The sequence below is a fragment of the Flavobacterium sp. MEB061 genome (assembly GCF_000834715.1).
In the GTDB taxonomy this organism is placed as follows: Bacteria; Bacteroidota; Bacteroidia; order Flavobacteriales; family Flavobacteriaceae; genus Flavobacterium; species Flavobacterium pectinovorum.
This window is the reverse complement of the sequence record NZ_JXQR01000076.1, coordinates 13,287-28,412: the sequence shown is the minus strand read 5'-3', so window position 1 is coordinate 28,412 and position 15,126 is coordinate 13,287. Positions and strand designations below refer to the sequence as shown.

Below are 15,126 nucleotides of genomic sequence, written 5' to 3'. Positions count from 1 at the left end.
TGATTAAAATAAGGCAAGTTGGTTAGAAAAATCATTTTTATATTTACTCTTCTGGATATTTAAAATCTTATCCTTGATTTGAATTGAAGTTAAATCCTTCTGCATTTGAAACGGTGTGGCAAAAGCCAAGAAATACTGTGACCTACTATAAGCAATACCAAATTTTTGTAAATCCTGAGGAACTAGTTTCTTAAATTTTCTGGAGGCAACAATTTTCTGTGCACCCAAATAACCAATTCCCGGAATGCGTTTTATAAGTTCTATATCGGCAGTATTTATATCAACCGGAAATTGATGCAGATTTCGCAATGCCCATCCTAGTTTAGGATCTATGTCCAGATCAAGATTGGGCTGATTTAACCCAACAATTTCATTAACGTTGAATCCATAATATCGAATTAACCAATCGGCCTGATACAAACGGTTTTCTCGAATAATAGGAACTGGTGTACCAATAGCCGGAAGCCGATTATCGTTACTTATTGGAACATATCCGGAATAATACACACGCTTCATATTCATCTTTTGATAAAAATAATCTGCCATGCCCAGAATCTCCAGATCATTTTCTTTTGTTGCACCAATCACCATTTGTGTACTTTGACCTGCGGGCGCAAAAAGTGGTGCTTTATAGTTTAGTTTTTTCTCTTCTTTATAACCAACAATTTCATTTTTAAGATATTCCATTGGTTGAATCACATCTTTGTGGTTCTTATCCGGCGCCAGTAATTTTAAACTTTGCTCTGTTGGCATTTCAACATTTACACTTAAGCGATCTGCATACATTCCGGCTTCTTTGAGCAATTCATCACTGGCTCCGGGAATCGCTTTAAGATGTATATAACCGTTGAAGTTTTGTTCTAATCGCAATTTTTTCGCAATCCTAACCAAACGTTCCATGGTATAATCTGCATTATCAAAAATACCGGAACTCAAAAAAAGCCCTTCAATATAATTTCTTCTGTAAAAACCTATCGTAAGGTCAACCACCTCATCAACAGTAAAAGCTGCCCTTTTAATGTCGTTGCTTTTTCGGCTTACACAATAAGCACAGTCAAAAATGCAATGATTGGTCAGTAAGATTTTCAGCAACGAAACGCAACGCCCGTCTTCTGTATAAGAATGACAAATACCATATCCTTTTGCATCTCCTACTCCTTTATCCTTATTTTTTCGATTGCTTAAAGCCGAAGAACATGAAACGTCATATTTTGCAGCATCTGCCAATATTCCCAGCTTCTCCATCACTCTCTCGTTTACCATTTTGACTTTTGTATTTGATTGGAAATAAATTTGTTTCGATCAAAATTAGTTATAGATCGTTACAATTTTATAATTTTTATTGTTCTAAATTGTATCAAAATTATCTTGCATTTTTATTTTGAAGCTGAAAGATTTTTAAAAACTTTTAGATCTTCTTTACTCTAAAATTTCAAAAAAAAATGCGTTAAAACCGTCGTGATATAATATTTTTTAGACATAAAAAAATACATTTGTCAAAACGAAAACAAAGTGATCCTTTATATCACATATTACCAACCGGAAAAGATTGTTGCATGGATACTGAGAAATTTATTTTCTGCCTCGAGGGTGTTCCTGATGTAGATGAAATTAGAACTACTGATGTGGTCAAAAATCTGGAAGAAATTGCCCTTGACCAAGGAATTGCAAGCATTTATAAAACCTGTGACACGATTGAAGGTTTAGAAGAAAGTTTGAACGTATTGCTTTATGAAGATCATAATTTTAAAGATTATGAAATTATTTATCTGGTTATGCCGGGTCAGGAAAACAATATATGCCTTCATGATTATTATTATAGCCTTGAAGAAATAGCCGAACTTTTTGAAGGAAAAATGAAAGGAAAAGTCATTCATTTTGCCAATAAAAAAATATTAGATTTAAGCGAAGAAGAAGCCCAATATTTTCTGGATGTAACCGGTGCACGCGCCATTTCCGGTTATGGATCAACTTATAATAAAATTGCGAGCTGCAGTACTATTGACAAAGCTTTTTTTAGTTTATATCAGGACAACGAGGATCTTATTGAAGTGGTTGAAGAATTATACCAAAAACATCATGCACTTTGCCAATTGCTTGATTTTAGATTGTACTATTTTAAACAATGAAAATAAAGCCGGACGAAAAAGTAAAAACATATGAAGCAAAGGGATTTCGTGAAAAATTTCTTGGCGAAGAAAATCCGATGCATTTACTTTTCAAATCAAACTCTGATCATTTTTTTTGTTTAAAGATGGAAGAAATGATGCAGTTACAATTTCCTGTACCGCCCTCTAAACACAGTTGTCATACTTTGCTATTTGTTGCTTCCGGCACACATGTAATGAAAGTGGGTTATAAAGAATATCAAACTGTTTCTAATGAAATTATTATGGTTCCTGCGGGTCAGATTTTTTCAATAGAAAATGTAAACAGCACACATACCGGTTATATTTGCCAATTTCATCCTGATATTTTAATTGGAAAATATGGCAATCGAGAAATGATCAATGATTTTGATTTTTTGAAAATATCAGGAAACCCAAAAATTAGTTTAGCAGAAGAAGATGTAAAATCTGTTACCGCAATTTTAAGTCGGTTGCAGCAGGAATATTTAGGAACTCAAACCGCAAATCTAAATATTGTACAGACCTATTTAATTGCATTGTTTTATGAAATGAACAAGAATAGCGTACAAACTTTTAAGAGTATTTCTGCTGCCGAAGTTCTTTCATCCAAATTCAAAGAGTTAATTCACAATAATATCAAAACACACCATCAGGTTAATTATTACGCTTCGTTACTGAATGTTACACCTAATCATTTAAACAAATCCGTAAAATTTGTAACCGGTCAATCTGCAGCCAAATGGATTGAAGAAACCATTTTATTAGAAGCTAAATATTTACTCTTTCAAACTACTTTTTCGGTAAGTGAAATTGCTTTGCAGGTTGGACATGAGGATCATTCTTACTTTAGCAGATTCTTTAAAAAACACGAAGGCATTACGCCTATACAATACCGAAAATTGATTGATAAGTCCTAATTATTGATTACGAAATCCTAATAAAGTTACAGCTGATTTATTGAAATTTGCCTTGTAAAAAAGAGCAAATTATGATTTATGTTTTTAAAACAACTGTTGATTCAAAATCCAAATTAGAATCAGCAACTGCAATACTTCACAAATTATTACCTTATGCATTATGGAATTTTGATCTGGAAGATTGTGATAATATTTTAAGAATCGACAGCGAGACAGAAATATCCGAATCAATTCTTAAAAACGATATTTTTGATTGTATCGAATTAGAATAAAAACCACACACTCCTCTTCTTTCCCAACCTTAATTTATTTCTATGGAAACTGCATTGCATCAAAACAAAACATTCGACACTATTGATTATTCTGATCAAAAATTATCCGACAACGAATTTATAAACTGTGAATTCATCAATTGCAATTTCTCTAAAAGTGATTTCAGTTATATTGATTTTTTAGATTGTACTTTTAAAAACTGCAATCTTTCATTGGCAATCCTTAAAAATACGGGTTTAAAAAACATCAAATTTATTGGCTGTAAATTAATGGGTTTGGATTTTAGTTCGAGTAACAGTTTTTTGTTTTCGATGAATTTTCAGGACTGCATGCTTGATTATTCAACTTTCATTTATAAAAAATTAAAGAAAACCCAGTTTATTGATTGCTCTTTGAAAGATGTCGATTTCTCGAATACAGATTTGTCTCTAGCTATTTTTATAAACTGCGATCTTTCTAATGCCACTTTCGTGGAGTGTATTTTGGAGAAAGCTGATTTTCGATCTTCAAGAAATTATGCTTTTGATCCTTCTGAAAACAAAATTAAAGGAACTAAAGTTTCACATTCCGCACTTGCGGGGTTACTGGAAAAATTTGATTTGGATATTGAGTAGGGTTTGTTTCACGCAGATTTTGCAGATTTGAGCAGATTTTATTTTTAATGATAAAAAAAGGGATGCAAAAATGCATCCCTTTTTAAACTAACTCTATAAAAAATTCTTATTTAATCCAACGTGGATCACCAATTCCGTTGTCTTTTAAAGTTTGATTACCAATTGTAAAATCTCCGTTTGCAGCATTAGCAAATTGCGGATTTAATGTTGTACCTGCAGGATCTGATTTTACCGCGGCAGTAGAGACAGCAGCATTAAGGGTTGCAGCATTGTAATAATTATTATTAGAAAATGTTGGAGCTATAGTTGTTGCCTGACTTGTATATCTGGCTACTGTTTCAACAAATAATGAATTACGAACGATTGCTGCATTGGTGGCAAAACGAACGTAAAAAATTACGTAAGCATTATTTGCAATGGTATTGGTTACACCATAGAAAGTACAACTATCAATTAATGAACTTGTAAGTCCTGCACCAAAGGTCGCTGTTGCATCTGCTCTAATAAAACCTCTAGAAGCAGCAGCATTATTAAACGTGCTTTTAGTTACATTAATATTCCCTACATAACTCGCTCTAAAATCGATAAACTCCCCTGATGACCCTGTAACCATATTAGTAAATATAGAATTTTCTACCGTTACAGACTCAATTCTCGCAGAAGAACTGCTTGGCGCATAAACAAGTGAACCTGTATAATCATGCACTATACAACCACTAATTAAGAGTTTACCATAGGTACCGCTTTGATTGTATTTTACAACTTCTGATAATGTTTTATCTCCATTTAATTCTAAATCAATTAAACTTAAAGATGTCGCTGTTGCATTAAGGGTAAATTTTACATGCAATTTTGGTTTATCAGCAATACGTAAACCTCTTATCGTAATTGGTTTATCTAATAAAATTTCACCCGTGTATTTTGTATAATCTCCTGGCATTAAAACTAATACAGAACCAGCAGGTGCTGCTGCAATAACAGCATTCAGATCGTCTTCCGGTTTAACTAAAATACCGGTTCCGATATCAATTCCTGTAGTAAATGTAACTACACCTCTTTTCTTAGTCCCATTAAGTAGTGTTGCAGTGTAAGCAGTTTCACCTGTAAGTCCGGTTATGATTGCAACTCCTGTTGTTTTTTCTTCTGGTGTTATAGTGTGGGTAATTTCACCCGGGGCAACTATAATTTGCGTTACAGTACTATTTGGAGTCCATCTTAAAGTAATTTGCGTTGCCTCGATATCAACATCCTGAACCGGCAGAAAAATTTGCTCAGATAATGTTGTTGCTGTTGTAACAGACCATTTAGAATCTGCTAATCCTGTTGAACTAACTGATTTTACTCTAATTGAATATACTGTTTCTCCTTCTAATGGAACCTGAACAGGCAATTGATCTGCAGTAACTTCAACTGTTTTAAAAATAGTTTTAAATTCTGGATCATCTGCACTAAATTCTATGATATAATGAGCCGCATCTTCTTCTTTTATAGTCCAATTTAATTCTACAGTAGTTTGATTTCTAACTTTTGCTGTCAGGTCTATAGGAGAGAATTCTCTGCTTACGTTGAGATCTTCTATTACACTTTCATTATAACTGTCGCAACTCCCGGTAATAAATACAAGTAATAATGCGGCGACTAATCCTTTAAATATATATTTTGCTTTCATAAATTTAATGACTTATAATTTATATTATTTTTTGTAAAATTTAATAATTGTAGTCATTGACTAATTTTCCATTACTGCTTTCAATAAACACTTTCCAAATTGGCCATAATTGTCTTTCATTAGGATTAACTCCCGGTTTGTACAGGGTATTTATCTTAGTATCAGCTGCAGCTCCTGTCCATGTCCACGGAAAAGCGGTATAGTCTGCACCCGGATTAGTTATTTCTCCACGGTTTAAACCGTAAATATCTAAACTCACATTATCAGTTTTAAACTTATAATATAAAGTAGTCGGCACATCAGCATATTCATCTGTTCGTTGTGATAAGTGCAGCATTTTCACTTTAGCCTCATCTAGTTTTGTTTTAAGTAAATTCCAACGAATAAGTGCTTGTTTACGCTCCATTTCTCCTGTAAATTCAAATTTATTTTCGTCTACAATAGCATTAAACATTTGTTCTTTACCTGCTAAAGCTGCTACATAAGCATCTACTTTTACAGCTTGATCTGCAACGCTAAAAGCTCTTCTTCTTACTTCTTTTAGATACGGTGCTGCTGCTCCAGGGCCTTCTAATTCATTTGCAGCTTCTGCGGCAATTAATAGAACTTCTGCATAACGCATATAAATTTTATTTACTCCGTCATCATTTGTTGAAGTAACAAAACGCGTCATCCATTCGTAGCGGTATTTTCCAAAATACCATGTATTTAATGCTCCTAATTCTTGTTTTGCAATTTTATTTACAGCTGTACCATATTTATAAGGCACACAGGTAACATCTCTTCGTGTATCTGCCTGATCATAATCGTAAAAAACAATAGGAAGCGGTCCAGCAGTTCCTCCACGATTTGGTCCATTAGCATGAAACTGGTCGTCTGTTGTATGTCTTACTGCGAAAGTAAATAACATACGTCCTCTACCTTCACCAAAAGGAATTTCCCAAAGTGATTCTCCTCCGGCTAATGTAATTTCCTGATTGTATTTTCTCCAAAAATTCTCAAAAGAAGATTCTAAATGTGCTTTTCCACTTTCGATAACCGCACGGGATTCGTCTAAAGCTAATTTGTACATAACAGGAACCGACAATTCAGGATCAGTACTTCTTCTAACTCCGTCAGGATATTGCTGAAATCCGCTTGCAGCTAAAGCCAAACGAGCGCGAAACCCTTTTACAAAAGCTTTATTAATTCTTTCTACACTATTTGTAGCGGCAGTTTCATTTGGCCATGGCACAAGAGTAGCGGCTTCTGCCAAATCTGCAAGAAGTTGTTTATAAATTCCATCACGGCTAGATTTTGGTAAATAAAGCGTCTCGGCATTAATTGGTTCAAAACGAGCAGGAACATCTCCCCAGGTTTTAATTAAATCAGCATAATAAACAGCTCTTAATGTTAATGCTTCTCCTAATAAATATCCAAGATCAGTTCCTGGTTTAGGATCACCATAAAGTCGCAATCCGCGTATACAAATATTGGCACGTTCGATTCCTGAATACATCATTGCCCACGCATTATTCGTGGTATTCATTTGAGAATTTATCGATTTTGCATCATAAGTAGCCAAATCAGAAGCATCACTTACCGTTTGTGAAGAGTTATACCATTCAACATCTGTATTCATTCCGTAAAAAGGAAGATAACGACCTCTGTAAGAGTTAGTTTCTCCAAATGGAATTTTAATTCCATCGATTGCTCCTTTAGCTAATCCGGCATTAGAAAAAAGTTCTTGTTCTTCAACAGTTGACTTTGCAGGAGCATCTAAATAATCATCTGAAAGTTCCTGACAGGACGTAAAAAGACTTGCTATAACAATTCCTGCGATTAATATTTTATGTTTCATCTTGTGAAAGTTTTATTGAATTAGAAATTAAGGTTTAAACCAAAAACCACTTGTCTGCTGCGTGGATACGCTGAGTAATCTACACCTGGCGTAAGTGGTGTATTTCTTCTGGTTGAAACTTCAGGATCTGGTCCTGAATACTTAGTCCAGATGAAAACATTACTAGCCGTAAGATAAAATCTCAACTTAGAAATACCTAATGCAGAAATCAATGATTCCGGAGATGTATAACCTAATGTTAATGTATTAAGCCTTAAGAAAGAACCATCTTCAACAGCATAATCGCTGAAAACGAAACGACTCATATAAGGTGACCACATGGTTGTGTTGGCATTTAGGGCTGCTAATTCTGTAGGATCTGTCACCAATTGTCCCGTTTCAGTATTAAGATTTGTCCATCTTTGCCCATCTGCCATTTCAGTATTTAAATTTCTGTATTGCCCGTCTGGATTAGAAGTTGTATTCTCTATTTTATTTGCGTTGTAAACATCATTTCCAATACTCCAGTTGAAAGCAGCAGAAAGATCAAAACCGTAAGCGTTAGCATTTAATACCATACCACCTGTGCTTTTTGGATTTGAATTTCCTATAATTTCACGATCGTTTGTGTTTACAACTCCATCTCCGTTAATGTCTTTTAATTTCATCATTCCCGGTTTTATAGTTCCCACAACCGTAGAAGCACTTGCTACTCCATCAGGATTTCTGGTTACGCCATCTGGCTGGAAATAAGGTTTTAGCGTATATGTTCCTGCATTGTAATTAAAATCAGAAACTTCATAACGTCCGTCACTTCTATATCCGTACATTAAACCAAGTGGCTGCCCAACATTTATCGCATAATCATTTCCAATTGCAGTTGAAGCCCAGTTTGTTGCTGCACCAAAATCACTCATTACACCAAGTGAGTTAATACGGTTTTTGTTAAATCCTGCATTAAAAGATACATTCACACCATATTTTTGTCTTTCGACTAAAACCAAATTCAAAGTAGCTTCTACACCTGTATTTTGTGTTTCACCCATATTTCTATATTGAAAATCATATCCTGATCCTGAAATCGGGAAATTGATTAAAAGATCTTTGGTTACGTTTTTATAAACCTCAACAGATCCGCTTACACGACTCTTAAAGAAATCAAAATCTAAACCTAAGTTTTGTGTCACTGTAGTTTCCCATTTAAGGTCCGGGTTATAAAGTGTTTTTGGAGCTGCCCAATAATTCGTTACGCCATTAATCCATGGAGTTGTTGTGGATGTAAAATATTGAGAAGTTTGCCCTGTTGGAATGTTGTTATTTCCTGCTTCACCATAACTTACACGTAATTTAAGCGCGTTTATCCATGAAACATCTTTTAAGAAGCTTTCTTCAGATATTTTCCATGCTGCCGCTGCTGCCGGGAAAAATCCCCAACGGTTACTGCCCAAGAATTTACTTGAACCATCTGCACGGTATGTTGCCGTAAAAATATAACGCTCTTTAAAATCATAATTTACACGTCCGAAGAACGAAAGTAATTTATCATCCGGAAAGTAATAATTATCTACAGATTGTGGTGTTCCTTGCGTGGTAAGCTTTTGTGCCTGAGCAAAATCAAAGAATTTAGGAAAACCCTGAATTACATTCGTTACGTCATTTCTTTCAAAATCAATTGTTTCCTCACCTACAAGAACTTTCAAATTATGATTTTCACCAAGTGATTTTTTAAAGTCGTAGTTAAGGGTATTTGCATTTCTAAAACGAGTATCTTTTCTGTCAGACATTGTAAGTGCCGGCATACCTTGTCTTTCTGCAGCTGGTGCATTATTCACATAATAAGTCGAACGTCCATAAAAACGGTAATCTAAATAGTTATAATTATCTAAACCTAAATCTGTTTTAAAAACAAGTTTATCCGTTAATTTCCATGAAAAACTGCCAAGCATATTAAAGTTTTTTCTGAATTGCTGACGATTATTATCTGCAATTGAAACAAAAGGATTTGTCAAATAACTGGAAAGCGCTTCATCTGTATTGGTTGTCGTTAATCCCGGCATCGGAATTGGAGCGTAACCAACACTGTGTTTTAATCGTGAATCTGCAGAAGAAACTTCATTTTGCTCATTTACACCTCCACCATTAATTTCTGTATCAGAGTAACGCATTGTAAAAGAAAGATCTATTTTCTCAGTGGCTTTACTATTTAAAGCAAGCGAAAGGTTATTTCTTTTAAAGTTTGAACCTATCATAATTGCTTTTTCGTCATAGTGAGCATAATTAAAATTAAAATTCACTTTTTCTGCACCCCCGCGAATAGACAAATCACGGCTTTCCACTTCTCCTGTTTTTCCATAAACTTGCTTTTGCCAGTTATTGCCTTTCATTCCTTTATATTGGTCATAATCCTGCCATGCTCCAAAATATTTCTCGTATGAGTTCACATCATCTTCAAGCAAAGCATATTCATATTGCCATTTAACAAAATCTTCAGGAGCTAAAACATCTATTTGTTTCGCCATCTTTTTCATACCGTAAAACATATTATAGTTTACGACAATTTTACCATCTTTTCCTTTTTTAGTAGTTACGATAATAACACCGTTTGCTCCTCTTGATCCATAGATTGCAGTAGATGAAGCATCTTTTAAGATAGACATCGATTCAATATCAGAAGCAGAAATATCATTAATACTATTTACCGGAAAGCCGTCAACGATATATAAAGGAGAACTATCCTGAGTTAAAGAGCCGCCGCCACGAATTCTGATTTTAATTTCAGAATCAGGAGAACCTTCAGAAGATGTTACCTGAACCCCTGCAACACGTCCCGTTAAAGCCTCAGCCACATTAGGAACCGGTATTTTTCTCATATCATTCCCGGATATAGTAGAAACAGCCCCTGTTAAATCAGATTTCTTTACAGATCCGTATCCAACAACAATAATCTCGTTTAGTTTGTTGGCATCTTCTGTTAATACAATATCTACTTTGGTTTTTCCTGCAGTAGAAACTTCTTCCGTTTTAAATCCTATAAAAGAGAAATTAAGAATTGTCTTCGCATTTGTTAGTTTAAGTTTATAACGACCATCAAAATCTGTAGAAGTACCATTCTTGGTACCTTTTTCCAACACGTTAACGCCGGGAAGCCCCATACCCGAAGCATCTTTTACAGTACCTTCAAGCGTAACATTCTGCGCACTTATTTGATTGCTCATAAATAAGCCTAATAAGAAAACTAATGCCAGACAGCATTTTGTTTTTTTATTAAATAAATCTTTAAAATTCATGGTTTTGTGTTTAAGTTATTAATTAGTCTAGTTTTTAGTGGTTTTTTGTTTTTTCTATATTTTTCTATAATTCTTTGGAAAGCTTTAGCATTACAACTACAACGATTTCTTTATTTAAAAAAAAGAAATCTTTTCACATTAAAAAACTTCATGTAATCGATTACACAAACATAGATATTTTTTTTAGATAAAAAATTAAAAATCATAAAAATTTCCCAAAAAAAATTACATATCAAAAAATAAAGTTATTTTTTATATGACATGTGTAATTTATACTAATAATAAGTATTAAATATATTTTTATTAATAACCTATTTGATGTCTTTTTACTAAAAAAACAATCGATTACATGAAGAAAAATTATAAAATTGTCAGGTGTAAAAACCACACTTAAAATAATTTCAAAAGAAGTTATTCGCTAAAAAATTTAACAAATAAAGTAATACTTAACCCAAATCACATAAGTTTCCGGGCTTTGGAAAATCATCAACAAACGTTAAAAAAATTAACTTAAAAGTCATAAAAAAACCCTTGAACAATAAATGTCCAAGGGTTCGATTTAGAATAAATATTTTTTTTAAGCGCTTTGCAGCTGTACCGAAGTTTTTCGACGTTGTATTAAAATGACGGTAATAATCATACCAATAATAGACATTCCGACACCTATAAGATTTGGAGATGCATAACTATATCCAGCCACAAGAGGCAATCCGCCAAGAAAAGCTCCTAATGCATTTCCTATATTAAAACTTCCCTGCAATGAAGCCGAAGCAATCATTTCGGCATCTTTGGCCGTTCTAATCATCAACATTTGAATGGGTGCAATAACTGAAAAAGAAATAGCTCCCGTTAAAAATGTTAGAAACAAAGAAACATATTGATTAAAAGAGAAAAAATAAACTAAAATCAAATCAATAGACATTACAAACAATAAAGCCAATGTTGTTGGTGCCGGAGAAAATTTATCGGCCAGCTTACCGCCCGCAAAGTTTCCTACCACCATTCCGAATCCGGCCAAAATCAAGATATAAGAAACATCTTCTGGTGAAAACTTAGAAACATTGGTTAGTAAAGGCGCGATGTAACTAATCCAGGCAAACAATCCTCCAAAACCAATTGCCGTGATTCCGATAATCAACCATGCATCTATTTGCTGGAAAAACTTTAATTGTGTTTTCATATTCACAGTATTGCTTTTCTCTAAGTTTGGCATCCACAAATAAATAAACAAAAAGGTAAGTAAACCTACAACAGCAATTAGTACAAAAGTATAACGCCAAATAAAATGATGCCCTATATAAGTACCAATAGGAACACCAATTAAGTTAGCCAATGTTAAACCAGAAAACATAATCGCAATTGCCTGAGCTTCTTTCCCTTTATCTGCCAAACGGCTTGCAACTACCGCTCCTACTCCAAAAAAAGCGCCATGTGGCAATCCGGAAAGAAATCGGGAAGCAAACAAAAAATTATAAGTTGGCGCAATAATAGAAAGCGCATTAAATACTGTTAGCATTAAAGCTAAAATTAAAAGCATTTTTTTAGGAGCAAAATTTCGTCCAAGAATTACCAATAATGGTGCACCAATAACAACACCTAAAGCATAAGCTGAAATTAAATATCCTGCAACGGGAATCGAAACTTTCATATCTGAGGCAATGTCAGGTAATAAACCCATCATCACAAATTCGGTTATCCCAATAGTTAAGCCTCCCAACGAGAGTGCAATAAGACTTTTTTTCATTTGTTTTTACAAGAAAGGAATAGATTTTCTATGGAGCAAATTTAACACCATACAGATTAAAATAAGTTGTACATTTGCGATATAAACTTGTAAATTTAAGTTATGCCAATCTTAAATCAATTTAAAACCCTGGTTATTGATGAATTTGAAGATGAGAAATTTCACCTTCCGCCACACACGCATACTTATTATGAAATCATTTATATAAAAAAAGGAAGCGGGGTTCATCATCTGAACAACAACTTATTACCTTATAAATCTGGAGATTTGTTTGTAATTTCGCCGGAAGATGAGCATTATTTTGATATCAAAAAAAGCACTCGTTTCTTTTATATTAAGTTTACAGATAATTATTTCAATTCGAAACAGAATCTTACTTGCGACGAATTCTTAATTCATACTCCGGAAAGTTTCATGCGTGATAAAACACTAAAAGAAACAGTTCTTAAATTAGATGATCCCTGCAAAACAATATTAAAAAATACGATTGAAAACATTGCTGCTTACAATTGCAAAACCGATGTTTCGACCTCACCTATTGTATTTTACCAGATTCTTTCGATTTTTGGATTAATCAAAGAAACCATGCGTGGTTTGAATCTTGTTGTTAAAGGAAATTCTATTGATAACGAGCAAATCACTTCCTATATTCATCAAAACATTTATCAGCCAAAACTAGTTCAGATAAAAGTAATTGCCAGTCATTTTAATATCGCTGAAACTTATTTTAGCGCCTACTTTAAAAGAACATTTAGTATAAGTTATCGCGATTATATTCATAATTTGAGAACAACCTTAATCGAAAAACGAATCCATAATAATCAATTGCCAATTAAACAAATTGCGTATGAATTTGGTTTTACCGATGAAAGCCATCTGTCGAATTATTTTAAAAAACGAAAAAACATGAAACCTACAGATTTCAAGAAAACATAAAATTGGAAATCTTAAATAAGTAGTCGCTCTTAAAAAAAATGGCTAAATTTGTAATTCTAAAAGCATTTTCATTGGCAAAAAAAATCCACATATTATCTCTTATTCTAACGCTTGGCTTCTTTTTGATGTCAAATATGGGATATGCTTGTGGAAAAACTTCCGAAACAACCTCTTGTGAAAAGAAAGCAATTTCTAAAAAAGAAACTACTGATTCTTGTCAAAAAGATTGCTGCAAAAAAAGTCATGATTCAAAAAAAGACCAACACGGCTGTAGCGGAAAATGTGATCATTCTGGTTGCACTACTTCTGGATTACAATTTAGTTTGATTGCTATAAATGAATTTGAATTCAACAGTAATCTATTTAATTTTTCTTTTAAAAAGATGATTCCTTATTACAAAAACAGTAGTCTTTCTGACGGCTTTACTTCTATTTGGCAACCGCCAAAAATAGGATAATTGTATTTGTGACAGCCATAATTGGGGGCTTTGCCACAAAGGCGCTAAGGCACTAAGAATATTAAACTTTGTGTTTCTACGGCTCAGCGAGGCAATACTTTCAACAAAAAAAAAATATTTATTGAACTTAGAGAAGATTTATATTCTCTACTAAAATTACATAAAAATGAAAAAATCAATTTCAACTATAATCGCCATAATTGCTTTATTATTTAATACAAATAATATTCAGGCAACTACAATTAAAATAGAAACTACAACAGAAGATGTAGATTCAAGTCAGTTACAATCTGTTTATAATGCTTATTTTACAGTAAAAGATGCTCTTATAAAAAGTGACAGTAAATTAACTTCGGCGAAAGCCGCAGCTTTATTAACTGCTATTTCTGCGGTAAAAATGGACAAATTAAAAAGCGACGAACATACTGCGTGGATGAAAGTGATGAAAAAACTAACTGCAGATGCTAAAAGTATTTCGGCTACGACAGATCTTAAAAAACAACGCGAGACTTTTAAATCGCTTTCAAAAAACACTTACGAACTAATTAAGGTTTCGAAATCTAGTGAAGTTGTTTACAAACAATATTGCCCAATGGCCGATGCTGATTGGTTAAGCAAAGAAAAAGCAGTTAAGAATCCGTATTATGGTTCTTCGATGTTGACTTGTGGAAACGTCGTTGAAACAATCAAATAAATATGAAGCTTTACATCAAAAATATGGTGTGCGCTCGCTGTAAAATGGTCGTGGAGTCTGAGTTTGAAAAACTCGGACTTCATACTATTTCTGTTGAATTGGGCGAAGTTGAACTGAAAGATTCTATTACAGACAGTCAAAAAGAAGTTTTACTTAAAAATCTTCAAGATTTAGGTTTTGATTTAATAGATGATAAAAAAAGTAAAACCGTCGAGAAAATAAAAAATCTGATTGTTGATTTGGTTCATCACAAAAACAATGATCTTAAAATCAATTTATCTGATTATTTGTCTAAAAACCTCAACCAGGATTATAACTCATTGAGTAATCTTTTTTCTGAAATCGAAAACACAACGATCGAAAAATATTTTATCAGTCAGAAAATTGAGAAAGTAAAAGAATTACTTGTTTACAATGAACTTTCGTTAAGTGAGATCGCGGATATTTTAAACTATAGCAATGTCGCGCATTTAAGCAATCAATTCAAGAAAATTACAGGTTTTACGCCGACACATTTTAAACAATCGAAGGATAAAAAACGAATACAGATCGAGAATTTGTAAAATCAATTATATCAAAAAAAACG

13 protein-coding genes are annotated in these 15,126 nt (G+C 33.3%); 8 read left to right on the top strand and 5 right to left on the bottom strand.

Annotation, left to right across the window (positions count from 1 at the left end):
* Positions 1-3 precede the first annotated feature (3 nt).
* The gene (locus RT99_RS23850; RefSeq protein WP_042567266.1) at positions 4-1,263 is read right to left on the bottom strand and encodes a putative DNA modification/repair radical SAM protein; all 1,260 of its coding nucleotides are present in this window, start codon (positions 1,261-1,263) and stop codon (positions 4-6) included.
* A 293-nt stretch (positions 1,264-1,556) separates the two neighbouring features.
* Between RT99_RS23850 and RT99_RS23845 the strand changes: the two genes are divergently transcribed.
* The 4 genes from RT99_RS23845 (at position 1,557) to RT99_RS23830 (ending at position 3,933) form a co-directional block, all read left to right on the top strand.
* A complete protein-coding gene (locus tag RT99_RS23845; protein ID WP_042567265.1) occupies positions 1,557-2,129 on the top strand; it encodes a DUF6642 family protein in 573 nt (190 codons plus the stop codon).
* Positions 2,126-3,046 carry an AraC family transcriptional regulator gene (locus tag RT99_RS23840; protein ID WP_042567264.1) on the top strand — a complete coding sequence of 307 codons (921 nt, stop codon included), beginning with the start codon at positions 2,126-2,128 and terminating at the stop codon, positions 3,044-3,046. Before RT99_RS23845 ends, RT99_RS23840 begins: the two co-directional genes overlap by 4 nt.
* A gap of 71 nt (positions 3,047-3,117) precedes the next feature.
* Positions 3,118-3,318 carry a hypothetical protein gene (locus RT99_RS23835; protein WP_042567263.1) on the top strand — a complete coding sequence of 67 codons (201 nt, stop codon included), beginning with the start codon at positions 3,118-3,120 and terminating at the stop codon, positions 3,316-3,318.
* Between the two features lie 42 nt (positions 3,319-3,360).
* Positions 3,361-3,933, top strand: coding sequence for a pentapeptide repeat-containing protein (locus RT99_RS23830; protein ID WP_042567262.1), 573 nt, complete (start codon positions 3,361-3,363; stop codon positions 3,931-3,933).
* A 106-nt stretch (positions 3,934-4,039) separates the two neighbouring features.
* Here the strand turns inward: RT99_RS23830 and RT99_RS23825 are convergent, their stop codons facing one another.
* The 4 genes from RT99_RS23825 to RT99_RS23810 all read right to left on the bottom strand — a co-directional run bounded on the left by RT99_RS23825 (position 4,040) and on the right by RT99_RS23810 (position 12,452).
* Positions 4,040-5,602 carry a DUF5123 domain-containing protein gene (locus RT99_RS23825; protein ID WP_052483790.1) on the bottom strand — a complete coding sequence of 521 codons (1,563 nt, stop codon included), beginning with the start codon at positions 5,600-5,602 and terminating at the stop codon, positions 4,040-4,042.
* A 40-nt stretch (positions 5,603-5,642) separates the two neighbouring features.
* Positions 5,643-7,442, bottom strand: coding sequence for a RagB/SusD family nutrient uptake outer membrane protein (locus RT99_RS23820; RefSeq protein ID WP_042567261.1), 1,800 nt, complete (start codon positions 7,440-7,442; stop codon positions 5,643-5,645).
* A gap of 20 nt (positions 7,443-7,462) precedes the next feature.
* Positions 7,463-10,708, bottom strand: coding sequence for a TonB-dependent receptor (locus RT99_RS23815; RefSeq protein ID WP_042567260.1), 3,246 nt, complete (start codon positions 10,706-10,708; stop codon positions 7,463-7,465).
* A 577-nt stretch (positions 10,709-11,285) separates the two neighbouring features.
* The gene (locus RT99_RS23810; RefSeq protein ID WP_042567259.1) at positions 11,286-12,452 is read right to left on the bottom strand and encodes an MFS transporter; all 1,167 of its coding nucleotides are present in this window, start codon (positions 12,450-12,452) and stop codon (positions 11,286-11,288) included.
* Between the two features lie 102 nt (positions 12,453-12,554).
* On the opposite strand from RT99_RS23810, the gene RT99_RS23805 reads away from it, so the two are divergent.
* From RT99_RS23805 to RT99_RS23790, 4 genes are all read left to right on the top strand, one after another.
* On the top strand, positions 12,555-13,388 hold the full coding sequence (locus tag RT99_RS23805) for an AraC family transcriptional regulator (protein ID WP_042567258.1): 834 nt from the start codon (positions 12,555-12,557) through the stop codon (positions 13,386-13,388).
* 38 nt (positions 13,389-13,426) lie between these two features.
* The gene (locus tag RT99_RS23800; protein WP_242607250.1) at positions 13,427-13,846 is read left to right on the top strand and encodes a hypothetical protein; all 420 of its coding nucleotides are present in this window, start codon (positions 13,427-13,429) and stop codon (positions 13,844-13,846) included.
* Between the two features lie 166 nt (positions 13,847-14,012).
* Positions 14,013-14,540 carry a DUF3347 domain-containing protein gene (locus RT99_RS23795; protein WP_042567257.1) on the top strand — a complete coding sequence of 176 codons (528 nt, stop codon included), beginning with the start codon at positions 14,013-14,015 and terminating at the stop codon, positions 14,538-14,540.
* A gap of 2 nt (positions 14,541-14,542) precedes the next feature.
* Complete coding sequence (locus RT99_RS23790) at positions 14,543-15,103, top strand: AraC family transcriptional regulator (protein WP_042567256.1); 561 nt, start codon at positions 14,543-14,545, stop codon at positions 15,101-15,103.
* Positions 15,104-15,126: the final 23 nt, after the last annotated feature.